The sequence below is a fragment of the Desulfobacter sp. genome, assembly GCA_028768525.1.
GTDB lineage: Bacteria > Desulfobacterota > Desulfobacteria > Desulfobacterales > Desulfobacteraceae > Desulfobacter.
The window spans coordinates 2,489,819-2,513,142 of the sequence record CP054837.1 but is presented as its reverse complement, the minus strand read 5'-3'; the positions used below and the strand labels follow the sequence as shown (position 1 = coordinate 2,513,142).

Below are 23,324 nucleotides of genomic sequence, written 5' to 3'. Positions count from 1 at the left end.
GATGAGTGACCAGCCGATTATAGAAATGAAAAACGTCCATTCCGGGTATGGGTCCATCAAAGCCCTCAAAGGGGTTTCCATGAAAGTCATGCCCGGGGAAATTGTTGCCATGATCGGGGCCAACGGGGCCGGGAAATCCACGACCCTGATGACCATCTGCGGTATTGTGGCAGCTGAAAAGGGCGAGGTCTGGTACGACGGAAAGGTGATCAATAAGGTTTCCCCTGAAAAACTGCCCACCATGGGACTCTGCCAGGTGCCGGAGGGACGGCGGATCTTTCCCCGGCTGTCCGTTGAAGAAAACCTGATTCTGGGCGCCTTTTACCGTAATGACAACGACGGCATCAACAAGGATATCCAGCATGCCTATGATCTTTTTCCCATCCTCGGTGAACGGCGCCGGCAGGAGGGGGGCACCCTCTCCGGGGGCGAGCAGCAGATGCTGGCCATTGCCCGGGCACTGATGGCCAAGCCCAAGGTGCTGCTGCTGGATGAACCCTCCCTGGGGCTTGCCCCCATTATCATTCAGCAGATTTTCGATATCATTGCCGATATCAACCGGGAGGACGGCACCACCATCCTTCTGGTGGAGCAGAATGCCAACCTGGCGCTGCAGGCCGCCACCCGGGGCTATGTCATGGAAACCGGGGAAATTACCCTGGAGGACAATGCCAAATCCCTGCTGGAAAATCCAAAGATCCGGGAGGCTTATCTGGGAGAATAAATGACCCCAATCAATTGCTGATAGAACGCCAAGGGGCCGGTGGTTTCACCGGCCCCTTAAATTTGTGGGGTGGTTTCACTGTGTTCTAATTCAAACCGGGCAATGATGGGGTTGTGGTCGGAGAGGTCTTTGCATTTCAGGGCCTGGACGCTTTGCGGGGCCAGGCCGCGGTAATAGATACGGTCCAGGTGGAACCCAAAGAATTTTTTAATGTGGCGCTGTTTTTCCGGGCGGGCCAGGACCAGGCCCAGCAGGTCGATGAAATGGTCGAGAATTTTTTCCCTGGATCTCCGCCAGCAGTTGAAGTCCCCGGCCACTATCATGGCGCCCCGGTAGGCCCTGAGCAGGTCGAACAGCCTGGCAAGCTCCCATTGGTACCATGCCAGGGAACGGAAGTTGATGGCGTGGATATTCACCACCATGAGGGTGGCCTTGTTTTTAAACCGGTAGATGGTGATCAGGGCGTTTTTGGGGGTGAAAATGATGGGCTCCTTGGCCAGTGTCATGTGGAACCGGGTGGACCTTGGATCTGCATTGGCGGCAGTGATCACTCCTGAATAGTGCCTGGGCAGCCGCATATTTGCGGCGGCGGCATAGGGGAAACCGCCCACCGAGGGGATGGCATCTGAAAACCGGGCCTCCTGGAGCAGGATCAGGTCCAGGCCGAAATCCGATTTCCATTTGAGAATCCGGTCCAGGAATCCGGTCCGCAGGTTTTCCTTATGAATATTCCAGCAGATGATCCCGAAGTTGTCCGGTATGACAGCATTCTCAAAGAATACAGGGGACTGGACCAGGGGGGCGGCCGGAATCAGCATGGCTATAACAGCGGCGCAAATATGCGCATAAGGTTTTCGCCCATCCGCCGCCACCGGCCGGCGGTTGCCATTTCCCCTTTACACCGGGCCATCAGTCCCCGCATCCAGGTTTCGCAGCCGGATACGGCTTCTTCTCCGTAGATGAAGCTGACGGCCTCGTAGTTGAGAAAGAGGCTGCGCTGGTCAAAATTGGCCGATCCCATCATCATGCCCTGGCTGTCGATGAGGATGGCCTTGGCATGGATCATCCCGTCCTGGTAAAGATGGACTTCAATGCCCTTGGCATCCACGTCCCGCATGAAGGAGGAGCGGCCAAGGTCGGCGATGAGGTGGTTGGAGCTGGCAGGGGTGATCAGCTTGACATCCACCCGCCGGTGCCTGGCAATGATCAGGGCCTGGAGCAGGCTTTTGTCCGGTACAAAATAGGGGGTGACGATCCATATTCGCTCTTTGGCCCCGAAAATGGCTGAAAGCAGGGCTTCGTACAGGGCGTCACTCGGGATATCCGGGCCCGAGGGCACCACCTGGATGCCGGTGTTGCCGGCGGGTTCCGGCAGGCGTTTGGGCAGCTCCAGCAGGGCTTTTGAGCTGTGGTTCCAGTCCTGGGTGAAGATTTCCCGGTAATGGAACACCGCCGGTCCCCGGATTTCAAAGAGAATATCGATCCATCTTTTTTTTTTATATATCGGCCCCAGGTATTCCTTGGACAGGTTCATCCCGCCTGCCATTACCGTGGTGTCGTCAAAGATGAAGATTTTTCTGTGGTTTCTCAGGTTGATATAATTCTGGAAGGGGCGGGTGAGCAGGGGCATGTAGAACGCCACTTTGCCGCCGGCTTTCCTGAACCGTTTTAAAGGGTATTGAAACAGATAAAGGGGCAGGGAACCGATGCTGTCGATGAGCAGTCGGACATCGACCCCCTGTGCCGCTTTCCGGGCCAGGGTGGAGATGATGGACCGGGCGACCACGTCGGAACCGAATACATAGGTTGAAATGAGGATCTGTTTTTCAGCGGCCCGGATATGGTCCATGAGGACATTGTGGGCCCTGATTCCGTCGGGATAAAAATTAAAGGAATTGCCGGTTGTGGCCCCGGCAATCCCGTTATTCCTTAGAACCAGATCCAGGCTGTCGGCCTTGGACTCCGGCACCTCGCCTTTGCAGGCCAGTATGAACTGGGATTTGACCTTTCGTTTCAGTTTGCGGCTTCTGAAGATGAAGTACAGGGGAACGGCAACATAGGGCAGGAGGATAATGGCCAGTAGCCAGGCGATCATGGAGGTGGGTTCCCGGCGCTGGTAAACCATATGTCCCAGGGCGCTGAGAACGAGAATCCCCACAACAATGGTGCCCAGGTGAAATAATAAAAAGGTTGCCAGGCTGTTGTCCATCCCTTCTTATCCTCCTAACGAGCGCCGGGAGCCGGTCCCTTTTCCCGGCGCTTGCGGGTTACAGGGGGGTGAATTCAAATTTCTGGCCGCCGATGGAGGCCTCAATCATGAGTCCGCCCTTGGCGTGGATAAATACGGCCATCCCTTTGTAATAGGGGATGTCAGCCTGGACCCCTGTGGCGGGTCCGGCACTGGCGCCGGCCGTTCCCCCTTCGGTGCCGGCTTTGGCCTGGGCGCCGGCGGTGACGGCCACGGCGGATGCGGACCCGTCGAATTCAAAACTGCCGCTGGTGAATTCCTTATAGGCCCGCTGGTCCTGGAAGAAGATGATCTGTGAAAAGGCCTGGCCCCCGAACTGGAATCCGATGCTCCCCTTGATCAGTTTGACCACGCCGGTGACGGTGCCGAGTTTGTATACCCGGCCCTCGCCATAGGAGCCGCCGATGATGAAACCGCCTTTGCCCACCGTGGGGAAAACGGCATATCCGTAACAATTCTTGAAAAAGGGCTGTACGGTTGGCGCTTTTTTAAAAACGGAAAGGGTTTTGCTGTAAGGCTCGGCAAAGGCAGGTGCAACCGTGAACACTGCGACCAAAAGAACGATAAGCGGCAAAATGAATTTTTTCATCCGGTTTCTCCTTTATTTTTCAACAAGTTGGCGGGCAAAAGCGGCAACCTTGCCTTTGATCTGGTCGTCCATATCCCCAGGTGTGGTGCATTTGTCCAGGAACAGGTCGCCGGGGTGGACAGACTTGTGGGGCTTTTGAATTCTTGAAAATGCGGTGAATGCCGCCTCTGCATTGTTGTCCCAGGGGCCGGCACCGGTCATGAGCAGGGCCTGGCGCTGTCCCTCCACCAGGGAGGCATGGCCGGGTTCATGGTAGCGGGTGTAGAGGCTGTAGGTTCGGTCGATGACGGCTTTCAGCTGGGCCGTCACCCCCCAGAAATAAAGGGGAGAGGCAAAGATCACAGCCTGGGCGTCAACCATTTTCTCAAGGATGCCGGGGATGTCGTCCTTTTGTACGCAGCCGACTTCTTCAGGTTTCTTTTTACATGCGGCGCAGCCAAGGCACCCTTTCAGTTCTTTGGCCGTCAGGTAGATGTTTTCAACCTCATGGCCCATGGCCGTGAGTTCTTCTTCCGCCCATTTTAATGCCTGTGCTGTGTTCCCTTTTTTTCTAGCGCTGCCCTGGAGGCATAGGATTTTCATTTTCAACTCCCAAGATCTGTGTTATTCGAATAGACTACAGGATGTATTCTAGAGGAAAATTAGGTTTTGTCAAATAAATACCGGTAGTAAATTGTACGATGTTGTACACGGGACAGGGAAATGGGAAGCGAAATTTTTAAAAATCGAAATCTGATCCTGGAACATTTGATGGACCAGGCCGATATCGGATATATTGAAATCAATATGGATTTTTCCATTACCCTGTGGAGCAGGGGGGCAGGGACCCTGCTGGGCCACACTGCCCAAGAGGCCTTGGGGAAGAGGCTTGATAAGATTATGGCGGTGGATAAGAAAGCCCTGACTGACAATGAGGGCACCGGCGATATCCGGATTTTTCATATGGATCGCCACAATACCCCGCTTCAATACCAGGTCCATTACAATTCCATTATCGGGACCAGGGGAGAAAAGGCCGGCACCGCACTGCTGGTCAAAGAGATCATTGATACCCGGGACGAATGCTACCAGTCCAGCCTCAGGGCCGGTACCAATTCAATGGAGGATATCCTCGGATTTGCGCCGGTGGGTATTTTCCATGCCGCACTGGACGGCAACCTGACCATGGCCAATTCCGAATATGCATGGATGCTGGGATATGAATCCACTGACTACCTGGTCCAGGCGGTGAATGATTTTGCCGGACAGGTCTTTTACGACGAAAAACATGCCGAGGATTTCATGTTCCTCCTCATGGAGGCGGAACGGGTTGCACGGTTCCGCTGCCGGCTGAAGCGCAAAAACGGTTCCTTTATCTGGGCGCTCTGCTTTGCCATGCTCACCTTTGATGCATCTGGCAGGGCCGACGGATTCAATGGATATGCCATTGATATCGGGGAAACAGTTAAGGCTGAAACCGCCCTCCAAAAAGCCAATGAAGAGCTGATGCGTCTTTCGGTGATAGACGGTCTGACCCAGATTGCCAACCGCAGGCAGTTTGACGCCCACCTCAATATGGAATGGAAGGGGCATATCAATACAAAGAAGCCCCTTTCGGTGATTCTCTGCGACATTGACTATTTTAAAATCTATAACGACACCTACGGCCACCAGGCCGGGGACGAATGCCTGAAGAAGGTGGCCGGCGCCATTGACGACTGTGCCAGACTGGCCGGGGGACTGGCCGCACGGTACGGCGGAGAAGAGTTCGGTATTATCCTGCCGGGAACCAGCAAAACTGCTGCCGCTGAAGTCGCGGAAAATATCAGAGCCGGGGTCCTGGCCCTGGGGATTGCCCATAATGGATCCCGGGCCAATGCCAATGTCACCCTGAGCCTGGGCATTGCCACGACAATTCCCAGGAAAGAGGCCTCGGACATGGGCCTGCTGGCCGATGCCGATGCGGCCCTCTATCTGGCCAAGGAGCAGGGGCGGAATCGGTGGGTCAGCGGATAAAAAACCACTCCTGCTCTGATGAATGGGTACGGGAATAGGTATAGCCTGCTATGGACGCCTGCTTCAGGGGCGCCGGGTCTGCCAGCGCCTTTTTGATAATGTGCCTGGCAACGCATCCCCTGGCCTGTTTGGCCCGCACCGTGACATTCTTCAGTTGTCCTTCATTCGCTTCCCTGAACTGAAGGGTGATCGTCCTTTGTTTTAACTTTTCTGAGTTCAGCACCGAGGCATATTCATCCGATGCCAGGTTAATCAGCCATTCACCGGGGGCCAGCAGGGATTCGAACCAGGGAATCAGCCGTTTTTTCCAGAAGGGTTTCATGCCGGTGCCGCCGGGTTTCAGCGGGGTATTGAAATCCAGACGGTAGGGTTTTATCAGGTCCAGGGGGCAGAGGGCACCGTAAAGGCCCGAGAGAATCCTCAGGTTTTCCTGGGCGTAGCGCATCTGCTCCCTGGTGAAGTCATCCGGGGCCAGGGTTTTGAAAGCCTCCCCCCGGAAGGCGAACAGGGCCGGGCTGGCCGGGGCGCGGTCAAACCCCTCTATCATCTCCTGGACCTTGAGGGTGAGGCTGTCGCTGGTTTTAAATACTTTTTTCAGGCCGGCCCGGTCCATGGTGGTGAGCATCCGGACCAGGCGCTCTGCATCCTTCGCGAATTCCGGGTGGCCGGGGGATAATCCCCCCAGGTCCGGTTCCCCCATATCCATTGTTTTGGTGGGAGAGAGGATCAGTTTCATTTCTTATGGCAGGCCTTGCAGCTTGTGGGCCCGTGCTTTTCACCGGCTTTTTTCTTTGCCTTGTGGCATTTGAGGCAGGTTTTGTTCATGACCTGTTTTTTCTTGAGTTCACCGGCGGCTTTAGCCGCATTTAGGGCGCCTTCTTTCTGGGGGAAGCTTTTATGGCAGACCATGCAGTCCCCGACGAGGGTCTGGTGAAGGTGGTGGTTAAAGGCCACGGTCCCTATTTTTCCGCCGTCCAGGTTTATTTTTTCCCGTCCCTGGCCGGAGAACCCTGAAACCGGGGCAAAGAGGAATAGGGCGGCAATGATAATCGCGGTGATGAATCGGGTACTCTTTTTCTCTTCCATTTTTCTCCCCATGGTTTGTCGGTAAATTGAAATACGATAAATTTCATTATCACAGGCCCGGGGAAATGGACAGGAAAAAAAGGCCGCTTGCAACAGCCGGATTTATTGAGTTTGCCCCTTTTAATGGAGGGTATTTTTTATTATAGATGCTTGTAACCCACAGCAACCCATACTAGTGAGGCAAAGTATGTTCAGAAAGATGAGAAGAAAAGATAAACGGCTGTCCAGGGAACAGGCCCTTGAGGTTCTGGAGGCAGGTGAGGAAGGGGTTCTGGCCACGGTTGGCGAAGACGGTTATCCCTATGCGGTTCCCCTCAATTATGTATTTCACAATGGGGCCGTCTATTTTCACTGCGCCCCGTTCGGCCATAAGATCGACAATATGGCCTTTAACCCCAAGGTCTCTTTCTGCGTCACCTCCGGCACCGGAATTATTGCCGAGGAATTCAGTACCCGGTATAAAAGCGCGGTGATTTTCGGCAGGGCCCAGGAGGTGCTGGGAGATGATAAAATCGACGGGCTCCGGGCTTTGGTCAAGCGGCTGGCGCCGGACCACCTGCCTGCAGGCGAGGACTATATTCAACGGGACCTGAGAAAAACCCGGGTGTTCAAGATTGTTGTCGAACAGATATCCGGGAAAACCGCCCATTGAGACCGGCTCCTGTTCCCCCGGGCTGACGGTCAGATAGAGGCGGGCTTCGGCGGGTTCCATAAAAAAATAATTGTCTCCACCGCAGATGGGCTTGGGGTCTCTTCCACGGTGGAAAACAATATAATGCATAGGGTCTGTGGACGGCAGGCGATTGGGCCTGGGCGTTGGGTCAACATTGTTTTCTGGTTTTTTTTATGAAATACTATTGATTCCGGGAGTAATCTATACTACTTCCGATTTTTATTTCATCAAAAACTGAAAGTATGACGCGTATGCCCACTCAAGTGAAAGGTGTCCTAGTGCACATTGAAAAAACTGGCATCGCCAAGGGTCAGAGCGGCTTGCCCGTTTCGGTAAGAACTTGGTTTTTACCTGTTCAGCATGCCCTGACGGCTTGCCTTACCCTTGTGGGAATGCTGCTGTTTACAGCGGCAGCGCTGGGCAGCCAGCCTTCCCGGGCGTCTCTTACACCCGAAGAAAATGAATGGCTTGCGAAACATATAGATCAGATTGAACTATGGTATAATGAGGCGCTACCGCCAATTGAATTTACCGATGAGAACAACGGGTTCAGCGGAATAACAGCGGATATCTTTTCCCTGGTGGAAGAGAGACTGGGGATACGTGTCCCGAAAAAAACGCCTAAAGACCGGACCGCATATCTGGCGGGATTGAAAAACGATGGATTTGCCATTGCGCCGGCCATTGTAAAGCTGCCCGAGCGCCAAGACTTTTTATTGTTCAGTTCTGTTTACATGAAAATTCCCATTGTCATCATTGCGCCACTCACCCTGGGGACAGGTGTGACCCTTGATGACCTGTCAGGGAAAAAGATTGCTGTTGTGGCAGGATCGGCCACTGAAGAGTTTGTCAGGCAGTATTCAGGGGCAAAACTGAATGTCCTGGCTGCGCAGAGTGTTGAAGAGGGATTACGAATGGCCGCATTCGGACAGGCTGATGCTTATGTGGGCAGCCTGGCCGTTGCATCCCACTATATCACCCGGCAGGGAATCACCAATCTCAAGCTGGCGGGTACCACCGATTTGAATTATGACCTTCGCATCGGGGTGAACAAGAAATATCCCCTGCTTTTTTCATCCATCCAAAAGGCCCTTTCAGCGATATCTCAAGAAGAATTTGCGGCGGTTAAAAACAGGTGGATAACATTTCAGATGCCCTCCGGGCTGTCTTCGAACACCTTCAGGTTGCTGGTGATCGGAGGGGGAGTCTTATGTGGTGCGATTCTAATCCTGGCTGCCATTTCGACAATTTTAAAGCGCCGGCTGGATGACAAAATCACCCGGCTGAATCAGGCCAGGGGAGATATTGCCCACAGTGAGGCAAGGTTCCGGTCGTTTTTTGAAAACGCACCGCTTCCCTTTGGTGAACTGGATATGGACACCGGTGCCATCCGATTTAACCGGTCCTTTACCGACGTCTTTGGATACACAAATGAGGAGGTCCCCGACCTTGATGCCTGGTGGCCCAGGGCATATCCGGAACCGGAATATCGAAACGAGGTCAAGGGGGAATGGGAGCGGGCCGTTCGTGAAAAAAGGCCCATCGGGGTGTCTCAGGAGCAGAAAGAATATACTATCTCTTGTAAAACCGGAGTAGTGAAGCAGGTTGACATCCGGGCCACCCTCATGAGAGACCGGGTGCTGATCACCTTTGTGGATGTCAGCCATATCCGGCATGATGAATCGGAAATCAAAAAAAGCCTGAATCTGTTTCAGACACTGTTCGACCTCCTGCCCTTTTCCTGTGTGATCAATGATATGGAGGGGCGGTATCTGCTGGCCAATCAGTATTTTTGCGAAACCGTGCAAAAGCCTTTGGAATCGATTGTGGGCCGCACAATGGAAGAACTCGGCAGAATAGTGGAAACGGCCGACAAAGAGCGAATTATATCGGAAATAGAAAAGAATGGCTTTGTAAGAGATGCGGAAGTGGCCGTCCGGCGCAACGGGGTAAAGAATCACATTCTGTTTTCGAGCTGTATCATTGATTGGAAGGATGGCAAGGCCATATTGTCGTCCACGGTGGACATCAGTGACCGTAAAACGGCTGAAACGGCATTGAAAGAAAGTGAGGAGAATCTTCGCGTTACCCTGGATTCAATCGGTGATGCCGTTATTGCGACTGATATCAGCGGCAAGGTGACCCGGATGAACACCGTTGCCGCCCACCTCACGGGTTGGAATGCCCAAAAGGCCGTTGGCGAGCCCCTTGAAAACGTGTTTCACATTGTAAATGCAGAGACAGAGGAACGGGTGGACAATCCGGTACAAAAGGTGCTTTCAACGGGGAAAACCGTTGATCTTGCCAATCACACCGTTCTCATCGCCCGGGATGGTACCCGTTACCAGATTTCAGACTCCGGTTCGCCCATCCGCAATGACAGCGGAGAAATCATCGGGGTCGTTTTGGTCTTCAGGGATGTCACAGGTGTCTATGAGATGCAGGAGCGGCTCCGCCAGTCCCAGAAAATGGAAGCCATCGGGGTGCTGGCCGGGGGCATCGCCCATGATTTCAACAATATCCTTTCCGCATTGCTGGGATTCGCGGACCTGGCCAAACTTGAAGCCGGGGATGAGGAACCCATGAAAAGATACCTGGATTCAGTCTCTTCAGCCGGGCTGAGGGCCAGGGATCTTGTCCGGCATATCCTTACATTCAGCAGAAAAGCGGAGGTCAAGAAACAGCCGATATCTATTGATCCCATTATAAAGGAAACCGTGAAATTCATCCGGGCTTCCCTGCCGGCCAATATTGAGATCCACCAGGAATTGAAGGTGCACCGGGCACGGGTTCTGGGGGATCCCATCCAGTTCCATCAGGTGTTGATGAATCTCTTTACCAATGCGGGCCATGCCATGAAAAACAAGGGCGGCCGGCTTGAGATCGTTCTGGACGCCATCCGCGTGAACAAGGCGGACTCCCGCCAGTTTAAAGATGTTGCACCGGGGCAATACTACCAATTGGTTGTTTCCGATACCGGCATTGGAATTCCAAAGGCCGTTATCCATCGTATTTTTGAACCGTTTTTCACCACAAAAAAAAGAGAAGAAGGCACAGGAATGGGCCTTTCAACCGTTTACGGCATTCTAAAAGAAATGGGCGGCGGCATCTCTGTCTACAGTGAACCGGGGAACGGCACCACATTCAAGGTGCTTATCCCGGATGAAGCGGCGGCCGAGGTATCGGAGAAATCTGAAGAACCGCCCCTGGTGCGCGGGGAGGGCCGGATTCTGGTGGTGGATGATGAGGCACCCATTGTGGAAGGCACCCGGGACCTTCTATCCAAAATGGGGTATTCCGTAACTGCGGCCACAAGCAGTGAGGAAGCCCTGGCGCACATTCGAAATGCGCCCCGGTATTTTGACCTGGTGCTAACGGATATGACCATGCCCGGAATGAACGGTTTGGATCTGTCAAGGTCCATAAAGGCCATCAATCCCGGCATTCCCATTGTCCTTTGCACGGGGTTCAGCCAGGGACTGACAAAGGAGATCTGCACCTCAGCCGGTATTTTTGACCTGGTCATGAAGCCCATGATTGCCTCAGAACTCTCCATGACGGTCCATCGGGCGTTGCATGCCATCGTTGACGGGGAAGAAAAATGATACATGTGCTGATTGTTGATGATGATCCGGAGATCTGCCTGTTTTTTGAAACGGTTTTAACAAAGATGGGATGTGCGTTCTATACCGCCAACACGGTCCGCGCGGCGGAGTCCCTGAATAAAAGATGTTCTTTCGACATTGTCCTGCTGGACCTGGAACTGCCCGACGGTAACGGGCTGGATATCATGCCGGCCTTGTCAGACGGCCCATCAAGCCCGGAAATTATTATCATCACCGGCACCGGTGACGCCAGGGGGGCTGAGACGGCATTCAAATACGGGGCCTGGGATTATGTCCAGAAACCCTTTCAGCTGGACGAGGTTTCCCTGCCCATAAAACGGGCGATCCAATACCGGAAGGAAAAACTGGCCGCCCCCCGGCTGGTTCCCCTGAAACGCGCCAAGATCATCGGGGAGTCCTCCGCCATCCGAAAATGCCTGGAAGATGTCGGCCGGGCGGCCGCCACAGATGCCGGTGTGATTGTTACCGGGGAAACGGGGACGGGAAAGGAATTGTTCTCAAGGGCAATCCATGAAAACAGCAAGCGGGCGTCAAAACCCTTTGTGGCAGTGGATTGCGGTGCGCTGACGGAAACCTTGATTGAGAGTACCCTGTTCGGCCATGAAAAAGGGGCATTCACCGGTGCCGCATCAAGACAGGACGGATTGATCGTACAGGCGGACGGCGGCACCTTGATGCTGGATGAAATCGGTGACATGCCCCTGTCCGTCCAGAAAACCTTTTTAAGGACGCTTCAGGAAAGAACCGTCCGTCCCCTTGGGGGCAAAAAGGAGATCCGTGTTGATATCCGCCTCATTTCCGCCACCAACCTTGACCTCTCCCGGATGGTAAAAGAGAACCGGTTTCGCCAGGATCTGTTTTACCGGATAAGGGCCATGGAAATTCATCTGCCGCCACTCAGGGAGAGAAACAAGGATATTGAAGAGATCGTGGTCAGAAAAATTCACGAATTATCAACCCATTATCATCTGGGTGCAAAAGCCGTTTCTCCTGAATTTATCGGCACCCTTGAGAAAAATCCATGGCCGGGCAATATCCGTGAACTCATTAATGTCCTTGAGCATGCCCTGGCTGCTGCCGGGCACGATCCCACCCTGGTCCCCAAACATCTTCCCCCGGGATACCGTCTGCCCGGTCTCGGATTTGATACGGCCCCGGCGAAATTTGCCAGAACCATTGTTGACATTGCCATTAATGGCAATGAAGGATTCCCTCCTTTAAACGACTGCAGGCAGCGGCTGGAAAAAAAATACCTGGAACGGTTGCTCAAAGAGGCCCGTGGCGACCGTAAGGCCGCATGCCTTATGTCCGGGCTCTCCCAGGCCCGGCTGTACGCCTTGTTGAGCAAGTATAATCTTCCCGGATTTGTCTCTAAACAGGGATAGCACATTCCTGTATCTGATACATCCTTGGGACAATTCTTGTAAAATGGAATTTCGCCATTCTTGGATACAAGAATATTGTCTATCTTTTTGGAATTTCAGAATTAGTTCGGTTCGCAATATCCGCTTATTATAGGGGGTGTTGAAAATCTGATGCCCTGGCGCGTTTTCTGCTTAAGACTCCTCCAGCAGTACATACTAAACCTGTAATTAAGCACGGAGACATCATGAAAAAACTCACCTTGAAATTTAAATTGATTGTAAGCGGTATCCTGATCGCCCTGATTCCCTTATCCGTTGTCGGGGTTTTCTCCATCGTAAAGTCCTCCCAGGCCATTCAGGAGCTTGCGGAAGACAAGAGCCTGACGGTTGCACTCAATTTCGCCGCCTTGATTGACGCGTTCCTGAAAGAGCAGATTAAACTGGCCCAAAGCATCGCGACAAGCCCTGTTGTCACAGAGGCGGGCATAAGGGCTGCCCAAGGTGAGCTGAGCCCGGGCAATGACGCCTTTAATGCATTGGATGATTATCTGGCCGCTGCATATCAAAAAATAGGAAAAGGATATGACATGTTTTTTGTCACCGACCGGAACGGCATGCTTATATCCGATACAAACCGCGGTAAGTCGAGGGAACAGAAGGTGTCAATAAAGGAGCGAGAATATTTCCACTCTGCCCGGTCCGGAAAGATTACCATCAGCAATCCCATAATCTCCAAGGTCAGCAGCCAACCGGTTGGCGTTGTTGCCGTTCCGCTGGAAAATTCTTCCAATGAATTTGTTGGGGTTTTTGCTTTGGTGGTCCAACTGGAGGACCTGTCCAATCAGATTACCCAAACCAGAATAGGTAAAACAGGGTATTCATTTGTTCTGGACAGCGCCGGTGATATTATTGCCCATCCAGACAAGAAGCTGATTTTGCAGTTGAATGTGCATGATATCAAAGGGTTCGAGTCCATCGGCGACAAAATGCTGGCCGGTCAATCCGGTGTTGAAAAGTACCGGTTCAAAGGAAATCGCAAAATTGGCGGGTTTGCCCCTGTTGATATTTCAGGCTGGTCTGTTGTTGTTACCCAGAATGAAGCTGAATTCATGGGGCCGGTGTACATGATACGCAATATGATCCTCATGGCCGCAGCGCTTTTCCTCGCCCTGACCATTGTCGGCGTCCTCTGGTTTGTCAGGGGAATCATGGCCCTGCTTGGCCATGATCCCGCAGAAATTGCCCGGATTGCCGACAGCATCGCCGGTGGAGATCTGACCATTGAGTTCAATAATAACGGCAAAGAGACCACCGGCGTATACAAAAATATGAAAACCATGACTGACAATCTGACCCTGATGTTCAAGGATATCACGGGGGGAACCTGTACATTGACCGCCGCTTCCACTGAGTTGTCCGCCATATCTGATCAGATGGCATCCGGGTCTGAGCAGACATCGGAGAAAGCCAACAGTGTCTCTTCCGCTGCCGAGGAGATGGCTACCAGTATGAACAGTGTTGCCGCAGCCACCGAACAGACATCGGCCAATCTGCAGATGATTGTGGCGGCGGCCGAGGAAATGACGGTGACAATTAATGAAATTGCCAAGAATACCTCAACCGGAAGCCAGACCACCTCTGAGGCTGTGAAAAAAGCCGAAGAAATCTCCTCAAAAGTTGCCGAGCTTGGCCAGGCCGCAGCGGAGATCAGCAAGGTGACAGAAACCATTGCCGATATCTCCGAACAGACAAATCTGTTGGCACTGAACGCCACCATCGAAGCGGCAAGGGCAGGAGAAGCCGGAAAGGGCTTTGCCGTGGTCGCCGGCGAGATCAAGGCCCTGGCACAGCAGACGGCGGAAGCAACCAATGAGATCAGTTCCCGGATCGGCAATGTCCAGACCTCGACCAGAGAGTCCGTTTCAGCCATTGAGACCATTGTGGGCATTATCAATGAAATCAACGGCATTGTTACATCGGTTGCCACTGCCATTGAAGAGCAGTCCGCCACCACCCAGGAAATATCCAGCAACGTCAGCCAGGCGGCAGAAGGGGTTCAGGAAGTCAATGAGAATGTCAACCAGGCCTCTGCCGTTGCCGGCGAGGTGACCCATGACATCCACGGGGTCAGCCAGTCGGCTGAGGAAATGAGAACCGGCAGCCTCCAGGTAAATACCAGTGCCTCTGAACTGTCAAAACTGGCTGAAAATCTCAATCAAATGGTCAGCCGGTTTAAATTGAAATAAATTATCGCCTATCGCCGTTCATAAAGCCATGCCGGTGTCCCCCAAGGGGCACCGGCTCTTTTTTTTAAAAGAGGGGCACACCGGACAGATGCCGGCGGATGAGATAGATATCGGATGAGATAAATATCTTGACTTAAAGCACTTATTCTCTAATACTGGTCAGTGAAATCCTTAAAAATCAGTGCAACGTTTTTCAGGGAGGAATGGTAATGAGGCATATCGTTCACATATTTATCCTCGTTCTATTATTATCCGTATCTGCTTTTGCCAAAGACAGTGATTATCCTACCCTGAAAATCACCACCTGCAACTGGCAGCCTTATGCCGGTGTCAATCTGACCAACTATGGGTTTGCATCTGACCTCATGACCATCATTCTAAACCGCATGGGCTATAAAACCCAGATTGACATCCTGCCCTGGAAACGCGCCATGGTCATGACCAAATCCGGGAAATATGCCCTTGCCTACAATGCCTATTATTCAAAGGACCGGGCCAGAGAATATGCCTTTACCGATCCTTATATCCACAGCGAGATTTACCTGTGTTCCAAAAAGGATGCCAAGATATCCTTTACCACCCTCAAAGAACTGAAACCCTATAGAATCGGCCTGGTAATGGGGTATGTAAATCCTACAGCAATTGAGAACGCCGACTACCTCACCAAGGATTACGTCGTAACCGATTTCCAGAATTTAAAAAAGCTGATCGGCAGACGGGTGGACCTGATCGTGATCGACAAATATGTGGCGACCCACTCCGTAAAGACCTCCCCCTTTCTTATTGCAAATATAACCGATCTTGTGTTTCATTCCCCGGCCCTGGCCAAGCTGCCGGTCCACGCCATGTTTTCCAGGGCGGTTCCCGGATACATGAAAAAGGTTGATGCATTTAACCGGGAACTGGCAAAGGTTATAAAAGACGGCACCTTTGATACCCTCATGGAAGTCCACAATTTCAAATAACCCGCAGCGTCATTCCAATCCCCGCAAAAATGGAAAGTCATTTTCCAGGTTGCTCACCCCCTGGTATCCTCCCGAGAGGTGGGGAATAACAATTGGGCGGTTAAGACCGTTGCAATTCTTTTTATTCCTGACCAAAAAACCGGGGCAGGGTTGACTAAGGCGGTCAGTTTGCATACATAGGGCTGAAACCAATACACAGGAGGAGATATGAGAAAAGTCGGTATGTTGATCCTGGCGGGGCTCATTGCCCTGGTTGCCGCGGGGGGTATCCACGCCAAGACCGCCACCATCAAGCTGGGGGTGGTGACCAAGCCCGGGGCGGCCCAGAATATCGTGGCGGAGAAGTTCAAAGAATTGGTGGAAGAACGGTCGGCCGGCGCCTACAAGGTGAAGATCTACCATTCCGCCTCCCTTGGCAATGAAACCGAAATCCTCCAGCAGATCCAGATGGGCACCGTCCACATGGGGGTGATCACCGGCGGCCCCTTTGATACCTTTGACCCCATTGTCCGGGTGATCAACTATCCTTTTCTCTTTAAAGACCATGCCCAGGCCGACGAAATCCTGGACGGCCCCCTGGGGGCTGAGATTCTTAAAAGCCTTGAGACTTCAGGATTCAAGGGACTCTGTTTTTCTGAAAACGGATTCAGGAACCTGACCAATAACACCCGGGCCGTCACCGGGCCCGGCCAGGTGGCCGGGTTGAAGATCCGGGTCATGGCTTCAGCCCTGCACAAGGCCATCTGGCAGAGCCTGGGCGCCAATCCCACGCCCATGCCCTGGCCCATTTATACGGAGCTGGAACAGGGGGTGATCGACGGCCAGGAAAATCCCCTCTGGGTGATGGAGGTCTATAAATTTTACGAAATCCAGAAATACATGACCCTGACCCGCCATGTCTATTCCCCCCATATTGATGTGGCCTCTCTGCGGTGGTTCAATAAGCTGCCGGAAGCGGACCGGGGGATGATTACCGCGGCCATCAAAGAAGCGGCGCAGTACCAGCGCAGGAGCAATCGGGAGAAGAATGCCGGCCGCCTGGCCCTGCTCAAGGAAAAGGGCATGGAAGTGGTTGAGAATCCGGATGTGGCTGCCTTCCGGGCAAAGGTGGCCGGGCTCAAGGAGATGGATCTCTATTCCGATCCCAGGGTGCAGTCCCTGCTGGTAAAAATCCTTGATGCCGTGAAATAACGCCTCTGCGGCATGTATTATCTGAATAAGATCAGCCGGGGGCTGAACCGGTGGATTCGGGGCCTGATCGCTTCCATGGGCATTGCCATGGCCGTGATTGTGACGGTCCAGGTATTTTCCCGGTATGTGCTCAACCATTCATTATTCTGGTCCGAGGAACTGGCCCGGCTGCTGCTGGTCTGGCTCACCTTTTTCGGGGCCACCGTGGCCTATTACCACGGGGCACACCCCGGGGTGGACGGCTTTTACCGGCGACTGGCGCCGGGGTGGCAAAAAGGGGCGGCCTGCCTGACCCATGGGGCCAGCCTGGCCCTGTTCGCCGTTATGATATATTCCGGAATTGAATTTTCCTGGTTTGTCCGGCTGCAGATCACCCCGGCCCTGAATCTGCCCAAATGGGTGATGATGGCCGTGGTGCCGGTGTCCGGCCTGATTTTTACCATTCACGGCCTGGCCTTTCTGGGCCGGTCCCTAAAAGGCCGGGCATGACCACCGAACTCCTTCTGACCACCCTTTTTTTCCTTTTTCTCATCAACACCCCCATTGCCATTGCCATTGGCGCGGCATCCATGACTGCCATACTGGTCCAGGGGGATTTCCCGCTGATGATGGTGATCCAGCGCATGGTGGCGGGAACGGATTCCTTCCACCTCATGGCCGTCCCATTGTTCATGTATGCCGGGGTGATCATGGAAAAGGGGGGGATTTCCCAGCGGCTCATTGATTTTGCCAATGCCCTGACCGGCTGGCTTCCCGGCGGGCTGGCGGCCGTCTCCATCGTTTCCGCCATGTTTTTTGCCGGTATTTCCGGCTCTGCCGCCGCCGATGCAGCGGCCGTGGGGGCGGTACTGATCCCGGCCATGAAACGGTCGGGATACCCTGGCGATTTCTCCGCGGCGGTCCAGGCCTCGGGGGGCTCCCTGGGGGTGGTGATCCCCCCTTCCATCCCCATGATTATTTTCGGATTCCTCACCGGGGCCAGCATCTCCCGGCTTTTTGCCGCAGGTATCCTGCCGGGGCTGCTCATCGGCATCTCCCTCATCACCACCGCCACCCTGATCGCCTGGAAAAAGGGGTATGCCCCGGATACCAGGTTTTCGGTAAAAGAGATATGGAAGACCTTCAGGCGGGCGGTCCTGGCACTGGGGGCGCCGGTGATTATCCTGGGCGGCATTCTTTTTGGGATTTTTACGGCCACGGAGTCGGCGGCCGTGGCCGTGGCTTACGCCCTCTTTGTTTCCATTTTCGTGTATAAGCGGATCGGGCTGAAAGATATTTTTCCCATATTCACCCAGGCGGGGATCACGGCATCGGTGGTGATGTTCATCATTGCCACGGCCTCGGTTTTTTCATGGATCGCGGCCATTGAGGATATCCCGGCGGCCCTGGCCGGCAGCCTCCTTGCCATGACGGACAATCCCGTGGCCCTTCTGCTGCTGATCAATGTGGTGCTGCTGGCCGCCGGCACCTTTGTTGAGACCACGGCCTCCCTTATTCTGCTGGTCCCCATGATTACGGCCATGCTCCCTTCCCTGGGCATCGATCTCATCCAGCTGGGAGTCATCGTGGTGGCCAACCTGGCCGTGGGCATGCTCACCCCGCCCATGGGCATCTGCCTCATTGTCTCCGCCTCCATTTCCGGGGACCGCATGGGCGCCGTCAGCCGGCGGGTATTGCCCTTTCTTCTGGTGCTTCTCCTGGATCTGGCCCTGATCACCTTTTATCCGCCCCTGACCATGTGGCTGGCCGGGCTGGTGGGCAAATAAGTCCAGGATTTTGTAATTGACAAGGCAGCGGTCTATCCGCTACATTCGATCCATATAAGATCCATACGATTCCGATTGACTGAGTTCGTTTCTTCCGGGCCGGTACATTCACTCTTCTGTCTGAAGATCACAATATATTAACCCGAATATCTAATGGGAGGATGCCTTCAATGGGTGACGAACCGAAAAAAGCCTCTGTCAAACAGTCGACACGGTCGGATATTGCCCGATGGGTTATCATGGGCTCAACGGCCATTATTGTTGTACTTGCCCTTGCTCTGATCTTGACGTCTGCGGATAAGGGGGGGGCCGCAGAAAAAATTTTCACCATGGTGATCCCCATGCTGGGGACCTGGGTGGGGACCGTGCTGGCATACTATTTTTCAGGTGAAAATTTTGACAAGGCAAGTGAAAGTATGAACCAGATGGTTGAGCACATGAAAGATGCGAGGCTGGGGCGGGTAAAGGCGGAGGATGTAATGATTCCCTGTGATGCCATGCAGGTGGTCATCCTCGGGCCGGAAGAGGACGGGGGGACGGTCAACCTTTCAAAAGATATGTTGAGCCTTCTGACGCCTAAAGTAACCAGAATACCGATTATCACAGGAGACGGCCGGATCCGCTACATCATTCACCAGAGCATGCTGTACAAATTCATCACCGAAAAATCGATTGCCGCCTGCGGGGGGGATGAGACCTTTGACATTGAATCGCTGACCCTGAAAGATTTTCTGGAATTCAATACCATGGAATCAGAAGTCGGCAATTCATTCGATTGTATCCCCTCCGGCGCCACCCTGGCCGATGCCAAGGCAAAGATGGAGGCCCTGCCCGGATGCCAGGATGTATTTATCACGGAAGACGGCACCAAGGCCAAGCCGGTGCTGGGATGGTTGACCAATATCGATATCGCAAGGCATTCCAAATCCTAAGGTAAAGGAGAAAAACCATGCCGGCGAACCCTGTCATTATTTTCGGTGCAGGGGCGACAAAGGCCTGCAACGGCCCCCTGACATGGGAAATCCTTCCCCAGGCCTTTGAGCTTGAAAGCGAATTGAAACGGGAGGATTTTTTTGGCATTCTTGATGACTTCCTGATTGAAAATTTTCACCTGCCCGCAAATATAGAGGCGCGGCAGGCCTCTGATTATCCGGGGCTCCCCCTTTTGATCAGTCTGCTGGACACGGCCATCGACCACGGAGATAATTTCAGTGCGGACTGGCCCTTGGCGCGTCTCGTTGAGGTCCGCAACGCCCTGGAATATGTGATTTTTGCCCTGCTGGAGCACCAGCTCCGGCACATCGGACGGAATTATTATAAGCGGCTGCTGGTGGATCTCTATCATAAAAACAGGAGTATTCCTAGGATCATTTCTCTGAATTACGATATTATCGCGGATAATTCGTTGATATATCTGAGCCAGATGGCCTCCGACAGCCTGCGGTTTCCGGATTACGGGTGCGATGTGGCCACCGCCACCTACAAAAAGGTGGGGAAAATGGGCGCGCTGCTTAAACTCCACGGCTCATTGAATTGGCTGTATTGCCCGGCCTGCCACCGGCTGGATGTGGGGATTTCCAAATCCGGCAGAGGGATGGTTAAAATGCTTGAAGCCCTTTATATTGAAGAGGCGGATTCCGACTTCCACCTTGAAAAGCGGTATTCCTGCCACGGCAGCCCCTGCCGGGACTGCGGGGCCTTTGTCCGGCCCGTCATGATCACCCCCACCCATATGAAAGATTACCGAAACCCCCATATCTCCCAGGTCTGGTACAGGGCGGCCCGGGAACTTCGGCGGGCGGACCATGCCTATATTATCGGTTACAGCATGCCCGAGGATGATGTGGATGTGATCTACCTTTTGAAGCGGGGGCTCTCCCACCTGCCGGCCCAATGCATTACGGTGGTGGATTATGACGACCGGGAGAGGCCCGCCAGACAGCACCCGGCCGGGGGGCGGTATTGTACGCTATTCGGGGAAGATATTGACTGGCACCCTGAAGGGTTCAGCGCCTGGATCGATTCGGGGCCGTTTAATTGAAACCGTGTTTCATCTGGTCCCGGGAATCGCGGTCCCGGGAAAAGTGGGATTTCACATCTTGAGAATTTTATGCTAATAGAGAAAAACATGAGCAGCCATACCCCATTTACCATACGGTCCAAGATATGGATCGAAGATGATGCCGGCCAGGTGATTTTCGGGCTGGGCCGGTTCAGGATTCTGTCGGCCATTGACAGGTGCGGGTCCATCAATGCCGCGGCCAAGGAATTGAAGATGGGGTACCGGGCGGTATGGGGAAAGATCAAGGCCACTGAAGAGGGCCTGGGGCATCCCCTGCTCATCCGCAGCGCAGGCGGTGGCGGTGGCGGCGGATCCACACTGACCCCCCTGGCCAGAAAGCTGCTCAAGGAATTTGCCGATGTCCATACCCATGTACTCTCTGAATCGGATAATTTTTTCCAGGACGTGTTTGAAAAGAAAATAAAAGATGATTTATAGGGGTGCCGCCCTTGTATGCCCCTTTGATTTGCGGTATGCGTGAATGATGAGGATAATGATCGGCATCCTCTTCAATATCCGGGTATACCTGGCCCCCCGGGTCAACGCCTTTTGCCATGGCCGACGGCAGTGTACGGATATACAGCGGCCTTATGGATAAGATGGGGGATGGGGAACTGCTCTTTGTCATCGGCCATGAACTGGGCCATGTGGCTGAAAAGCATGTGAAAAAGAAAATGATGGTGGCCCTGGCGGCCTCTGCCCTGAGGAAGGGGATTGCCTCCCAGGAGAACATGGCCGGATATATTGCCTCCCCGGCCTGAAAAACGGGCGGCGCGGATCCGGGCCGGAGAAAAACAGGCGTCCCCCTCCCTGGCCCAAAGGATTCTGGGAAGGGGGGAGGCCTGGTTTGATATCTTAAAAAAAATGCTAACAGGTGCTTAGACCATGCCAATACATTATTGCAGCCAGTGCGGCGGCCCCATGACCCAGAGAATCCCCGAAGATGATGACCATATTCGGGATGTCTGCAGCCGGTGCGGCCATGTCCACTATGAAAATCCGAAACTCGTGGTGGGCACCATTCCTGTTTCCGGTGAGAAAATCCTCATGTGCCGGCGGAACATTGAGCCCAGAAAGGGGAAATGGACCCTGCCGGCAGGCTATCTGGAAAACGGGGAATCGGTCCAGGACGGAGCCGTCAGGGAAACACTGGAAGAAACCCGGGCCCGTGTGGCGCTCCTGGGGCCATACCGGATGTTCAACATTTTGTTTGTGGACCAGATATATATGATGTTCAGGGCTGAACTGCTTTCCAATGACTTCGGCCCCACGCCGGAAAGTACGGAGGTCCGTCTTTTCTCGGAAGATGAAATTCCCTGGGATGAGATTGCCTTTGAGGTGATCAACAGGACCCTGGTGGATTTTTTCAAAGACCGGGCTGCCGGCAGTGCGGCAAAACCCGAGGGGGCCGGATATCTCTTCCGGGTGAAAGATTTGGTATTTCAACGGGAAAAGGTGGCTTCATGAGCGTTTTACCTAACAAACTCCGTGTACTTGTTGTGGATGACAGCATCTCCATGCGCCGGATCATACGGGGTTTTCTGGAACGGAACGGGGTTACCAGGATTGCGGAGGCAGGAAACGGCCAGGCCGCATTGGAACTGATCCGTTTTCAGGCGCTGGACCTGATTATTTCGGATTTGAACATGCCGGTGATGAACGGCATGGAACTGCTGGAGACCCTGAACGGGGACCAGGAGTTCAGGGCGATCCCTTTTGTCATCCTCACGGTGGAGGCAAACCAGAAAACCATGAACCTGGCCCTGGAGACGGGGGCGGATTCCTATATTGTCAAACCTGTCTCCGAAGCCCCTTTTATCAAGGAAATCCAGAGGGTGCTTACCGGATCAGGCAGGATGTAAATGTCTTAAAAACGTCCAGGGAAAATTTTCCTTCCATCACCTCTTTTTTGATCAGTTTCAGGGTATCAAAGGGTTTTTTTGCCTTGCGGAAGGACTTGTTTCTGTAGGTCAGGGCTTCATAGCTGTCAATGAAGCCGATGATCTGACTTTCCCGGCAGATGAGATCCGTGCCGTTGGGGTATCCGGTTTTGTCCAGCCGTTCGTGGTGTTCCAGGGCTGTATTGGCAACGGCGATGTCAAAATCCGTATTCATGATGATCATATCATGGCCGGCTTCCGGGTGCAGTTTGTATCTTTTAAATTCCGTGGCGCTCAGGCGGTCCTCGCATTCGATGATTTCGGTCTCCAAAGTGGATACCCCCACATCGTGGAGCAGGGCACACAGGGCCAGGTTCCGTGCCTCGCCTTCCGACATTTTCAGGAAAAAACAATATTGGAGGGTCAGGGCCGTGACATTGACCGTATGTTCCACCATGAGTTCCGAAGAGCCCGCAACCTTGGCAAGATAGCTCATTGTGGTGTGGTCCCGGTCCATGTTTTTAAACAGGATATCAATGGTTTCGGGCAGGCGGGTCATCATTTCTCCCTGTCCCGGTGCCAGGGCCTCTTTGACAATATTTCCAAGCGCATTTTTGATGCCGACCAGCCCGCCGCTGGCAAGCTGCTTTTCAAATTCCATATTCAGGCCCTGGGTCAGTTCCTTTATGGCTTCGGATTTATGTTTTTTTTGGATATACAGCTGGGGATGGCGGCCCTGGTCGGCCCGATCCGGTGACAGGATTTCCCCGGCCTTTTTATACAGCACAAATTCTCCGTCTTTTGATTTATAGTAGAAGGGGAGGCTGTTGAAAAATTTAATCTGCGACTCCCTGACACTCAAAAAATCAGACACCGATTACACCTTTGAATACAGTTTAAAATTTAATT

Annotated in this window: 22 protein-coding genes and 1 pseudogene; 16 read left to right on the top strand and 7 right to left on the bottom strand. The window is 53.4% G+C overall.

Features of this window, described 5'->3' with window-relative positions; genetic code table 11:
• The first annotated feature begins 1 nt into the window (after window position 1).
• Window positions 2-724: an ABC transporter ATP-binding protein gene (locus HUN04_11505; GenBank protein WDP90287.1), complete on the top strand. Its 723-nt coding sequence runs from the start codon at window positions 2-4 to the stop codon at window positions 722-724.
• Between the two features lie 56 nt (window positions 725-780).
• Here HUN04_11505 and HUN04_11500 read toward each other — a convergent pair whose 3' ends face one another.
• The 4 genes from HUN04_11500 to HUN04_11485 are packed head-to-tail and all read right to left on the bottom strand — an operon-like array spanning window position 781 to window position 4,143.
• On the bottom strand, window positions 781-1,542 hold the full coding sequence (locus HUN04_11500; protein WDP90286.1) for an endonuclease/exonuclease/phosphatase family protein: 762 nt from the start codon (window positions 1,540-1,542) through the stop codon (window positions 781-783).
• A gap of 2 nt (window positions 1,543-1,544) precedes the next feature.
• Window positions 1,545-2,933 carry a PLDc N-terminal domain-containing protein gene (locus tag HUN04_11495; GenBank protein ID WDP90285.1) on the bottom strand — a complete coding sequence of 463 codons (1,389 nt, stop codon included), beginning with the start codon at window positions 2,931-2,933 and terminating at the stop codon, window positions 1,545-1,547.
• A gap of 58 nt (window positions 2,934-2,991) precedes the next feature.
• Complete coding sequence (locus HUN04_11490) at window positions 2,992-3,561, bottom strand: lipid-binding SYLF domain-containing protein (protein WDP90284.1); 570 nt, start codon at window positions 3,559-3,561, stop codon at window positions 2,992-2,994.
• Window positions 3,562-3,573: 12 nt separating this feature from the next.
• On the bottom strand, window positions 3,574-4,143 hold the full coding sequence (locus HUN04_11485; protein ID WDP90283.1) for a flavodoxin family protein: 570 nt from the start codon (window positions 4,141-4,143) through the stop codon (window positions 3,574-3,576).
• Window positions 4,144-4,263: 120 nt separating this feature from the next.
• Between HUN04_11485 and HUN04_11480 the strand changes: the two genes are divergently transcribed.
• Window positions 4,264-5,556, top strand: coding sequence for a diguanylate cyclase (locus HUN04_11480; protein ID WDP90282.1), 1,293 nt, complete (start codon window positions 4,264-4,266; stop codon window positions 5,554-5,556).
• Here the strand turns inward: HUN04_11480 and HUN04_11475 are convergent.
• Both HUN04_11475 and HUN04_11470 read right to left on the bottom strand, forming a co-directional pair.
• Complete coding sequence (locus tag HUN04_11475) at window positions 5,546-6,292, bottom strand: YaaA family protein (GenBank protein WDP90281.1); 747 nt, start codon at window positions 6,290-6,292, stop codon at window positions 5,546-5,548. The genes HUN04_11480 and HUN04_11475 overlap by 11 nt on opposite strands.
• The gene (locus HUN04_11470) at window positions 6,289-6,642 is read right to left on the bottom strand and encodes a cytochrome c3 family protein (protein ID WDP90280.1); all 354 of its coding nucleotides are present in this window, start codon (window positions 6,640-6,642) and stop codon (window positions 6,289-6,291) included. The genes HUN04_11475 and HUN04_11470 overlap by 4 nt, the downstream gene beginning before the upstream one ends.
• Before the next feature lie 187 nt (window positions 6,643-6,829).
• On the opposite strand from HUN04_11470, the gene HUN04_11465 reads away from it, so the two are divergent.
• The 14 genes and pseudogenes from HUN04_11465 (at window position 6,830) to HUN04_11400 (ending at window position 22,397) form a co-directional block, all read left to right on the top strand.
• A complete protein-coding gene (locus HUN04_11465; GenBank protein ID WDP90279.1) occupies window positions 6,830-7,294 on the top strand; it encodes a pyridoxamine 5'-phosphate oxidase family protein in 465 nt (154 codons plus the stop codon).
• Window positions 7,295-7,707: 413 nt separating this feature from the next.
• Window positions 7,708-10,920, top strand: a complete 3,213-nt coding sequence (locus tag HUN04_11460) for a PAS domain S-box protein (protein ID WDP90278.1) — start codon at window positions 7,708-7,710, stop codon at window positions 10,918-10,920.
• Window positions 10,917-12,326 (top strand): sigma-54-dependent Fis family transcriptional regulator, encoded by a 1,410-nt coding sequence (locus tag HUN04_11455; protein ID WDP90277.1) that lies wholly within the window; start codon window positions 10,917-10,919, stop codon window positions 12,324-12,326. Before HUN04_11460 ends, HUN04_11455 begins: the two co-directional genes overlap by 4 nt.
• Before the next feature lie 224 nt (window positions 12,327-12,550).
• The gene (locus tag HUN04_11450) at window positions 12,551-14,551 is read left to right on the top strand and encodes a Cache 3/Cache 2 fusion domain-containing protein (protein WDP90276.1); all 2,001 of its coding nucleotides are present in this window, start codon (window positions 12,551-12,553) and stop codon (window positions 14,549-14,551) included.
• A 209-nt stretch (window positions 14,552-14,760) separates the two neighbouring features.
• On the top strand, window positions 14,761-15,516 hold the full coding sequence (locus HUN04_11445; protein ID WDP90275.1) for a transporter substrate-binding domain-containing protein: 756 nt from the start codon (window positions 14,761-14,763) through the stop codon (window positions 15,514-15,516).
• Window positions 15,517-15,723: 207 nt separating this feature from the next.
• Entirely contained in the window at window positions 15,724-16,707 is a 984-nt protein-coding gene (locus HUN04_11440; protein WDP90274.1) for a TRAP transporter substrate-binding protein, read from the top strand.
• Between the two features lie 75 nt (window positions 16,708-16,782).
• The gene (locus tag HUN04_11435; GenBank protein WDP93263.1) at window positions 16,783-17,196 is read left to right on the top strand and encodes a TRAP transporter small permease; all 414 of its coding nucleotides are present in this window, start codon (window positions 16,783-16,785) and stop codon (window positions 17,194-17,196) included.
• Window positions 17,193-18,473, top strand: a complete 1,281-nt coding sequence (locus HUN04_11430; protein ID WDP90273.1) for a TRAP transporter large permease — start codon at window positions 17,193-17,195, stop codon at window positions 18,471-18,473. Before HUN04_11435 ends, HUN04_11430 begins: the two co-directional genes overlap by 4 nt.
• Before the next feature lie 170 nt (window positions 18,474-18,643).
• Window positions 18,644-19,405, top strand: a complete 762-nt coding sequence (locus HUN04_11425) for a hypothetical protein (GenBank protein ID WDP90272.1) — start codon at window positions 18,644-18,646, stop codon at window positions 19,403-19,405.
• 17 nt (window positions 19,406-19,422) lie between these two features.
• Entirely contained in the window at window positions 19,423-20,514 is a 1,092-nt protein-coding gene (locus HUN04_11420; GenBank protein WDP90271.1) for a hypothetical protein, read from the top strand.
• A gap of 87 nt (window positions 20,515-20,601) precedes the next feature.
• On the top strand, window positions 20,602-20,973 hold the full coding sequence (locus HUN04_11415; GenBank protein ID WDP93262.1) for a LysR family transcriptional regulator: 372 nt from the start codon (window positions 20,602-20,604) through the stop codon (window positions 20,971-20,973).
• A 43-nt stretch (window positions 20,974-21,016) separates the two neighbouring features.
• Window positions 21,017-21,296, top strand: a pseudogene (locus HUN04_11410) (M48 family metalloprotease).
• 124 nt (window positions 21,297-21,420) lie between these two features.
• Entirely contained in the window at window positions 21,421-22,002 is a 582-nt protein-coding gene (locus HUN04_11405) for an NUDIX hydrolase (GenBank protein ID WDP90270.1), read from the top strand.
• Window positions 21,999-22,397 (top strand): response regulator, encoded by a 399-nt coding sequence (locus HUN04_11400; protein WDP90269.1) that lies wholly within the window; start codon window positions 21,999-22,001, stop codon window positions 22,395-22,397. The genes HUN04_11405 and HUN04_11400 overlap by 4 nt, the downstream gene beginning before the upstream one ends.
• Here HUN04_11400 and HUN04_11395 read toward each other — a convergent pair.
• Window positions 22,375-23,289 (bottom strand): HD domain-containing protein, encoded by a 915-nt coding sequence (locus tag HUN04_11395; protein WDP90268.1) that lies wholly within the window; start codon window positions 23,287-23,289, stop codon window positions 22,375-22,377. The two genes, HUN04_11400 and HUN04_11395, sit on opposite strands and share 23 nt — an antisense overlap.
• Window positions 23,290-23,324: the final 35 nt, after the last annotated feature.

Bases quoted from the DNA above. Each gene is read 5' to 3' on its own strand.
- HUN04_11505 (WDP90287.1), top strand. From the start codon at position 2: ATGAGTGACCAGCCGATTATAGAAATGAAAAACGTCCATTCCGGGTAT.
- HUN04_11500 (WDP90286.1), bottom strand. From the start codon at position 1,542: ATGCTGATTCCGGCCGCCCCCCTGGTCCAGTCCCCTGTATTCTTTGAG.
- HUN04_11495 (WDP90285.1), bottom strand. From the start codon at position 2,933: ATGGACAACAGCCTGGCAACCTTTTTATTATTTCACCTGGGCACCATT.
- HUN04_11490 (WDP90284.1), bottom strand. From the start codon at position 3,561: ATGAAAAAATTCATTTTGCCGCTTATCGTTCTTTTGGTCGCAGTGTTC.
- HUN04_11485 (WDP90283.1), bottom strand. From the start codon at position 4,143: ATGAAAATCCTATGCCTCCAGGGCAGCGCTAGAAAAAAAGGGAACACA.
- HUN04_11480 (WDP90282.1), top strand. From the start codon at position 4,264: ATGGGAAGCGAAATTTTTAAAAATCGAAATCTGATCCTGGAACATTTG.
- HUN04_11475 (WDP90281.1), bottom strand. From the start codon at position 6,292: ATGAAACTGATCCTCTCTCCCACCAAAACAATGGATATGGGGGAACCG.
- HUN04_11470 (WDP90280.1), bottom strand. From the start codon at position 6,642: ATGGAAGAGAAAAAGAGTACCCGATTCATCACCGCGATTATCATTGCC.
- HUN04_11465 (WDP90279.1), top strand. From the start codon at position 6,830: ATGTTCAGAAAGATGAGAAGAAAAGATAAACGGCTGTCCAGGGAACAG.
- HUN04_11460 (WDP90278.1), top strand. From the start codon at position 7,708: ATGCTGCTGTTTACAGCGGCAGCGCTGGGCAGCCAGCCTTCCCGGGCG.
- HUN04_11455 (WDP90277.1), top strand. From the start codon at position 10,917: ATGATACATGTGCTGATTGTTGATGATGATCCGGAGATCTGCCTGTTT.
- HUN04_11450 (WDP90276.1), top strand. From the start codon at position 12,551: ATGAAAAAACTCACCTTGAAATTTAAATTGATTGTAAGCGGTATCCTG.
- HUN04_11445 (WDP90275.1), top strand. From the start codon at position 14,761: ATGAGGCATATCGTTCACATATTTATCCTCGTTCTATTATTATCCGTA.
- HUN04_11440 (WDP90274.1), top strand. From the start codon at position 15,724: ATGAGAAAAGTCGGTATGTTGATCCTGGCGGGGCTCATTGCCCTGGTT.
- HUN04_11435 (WDP93263.1), top strand. From the start codon at position 16,783: ATGGGCATTGCCATGGCCGTGATTGTGACGGTCCAGGTATTTTCCCGG.
- HUN04_11430 (WDP90273.1), top strand. From the start codon at position 17,193: ATGACCACCGAACTCCTTCTGACCACCCTTTTTTTCCTTTTTCTCATC.
- HUN04_11425 (WDP90272.1), top strand. From the start codon at position 18,644: ATGGGTGACGAACCGAAAAAAGCCTCTGTCAAACAGTCGACACGGTCG.
- HUN04_11420 (WDP90271.1), top strand. From the start codon at position 19,423: ATGCCGGCGAACCCTGTCATTATTTTCGGTGCAGGGGCGACAAAGGCC.
- HUN04_11415 (WDP93262.1), top strand. From the start codon at position 20,602: ATGAGCAGCCATACCCCATTTACCATACGGTCCAAGATATGGATCGAA.
- HUN04_11405 (WDP90270.1), top strand. From the start codon at position 21,421: ATGCCAATACATTATTGCAGCCAGTGCGGCGGCCCCATGACCCAGAGA.
- HUN04_11400 (WDP90269.1), top strand. From the start codon at position 21,999: ATGAGCGTTTTACCTAACAAACTCCGTGTACTTGTTGTGGATGACAGC.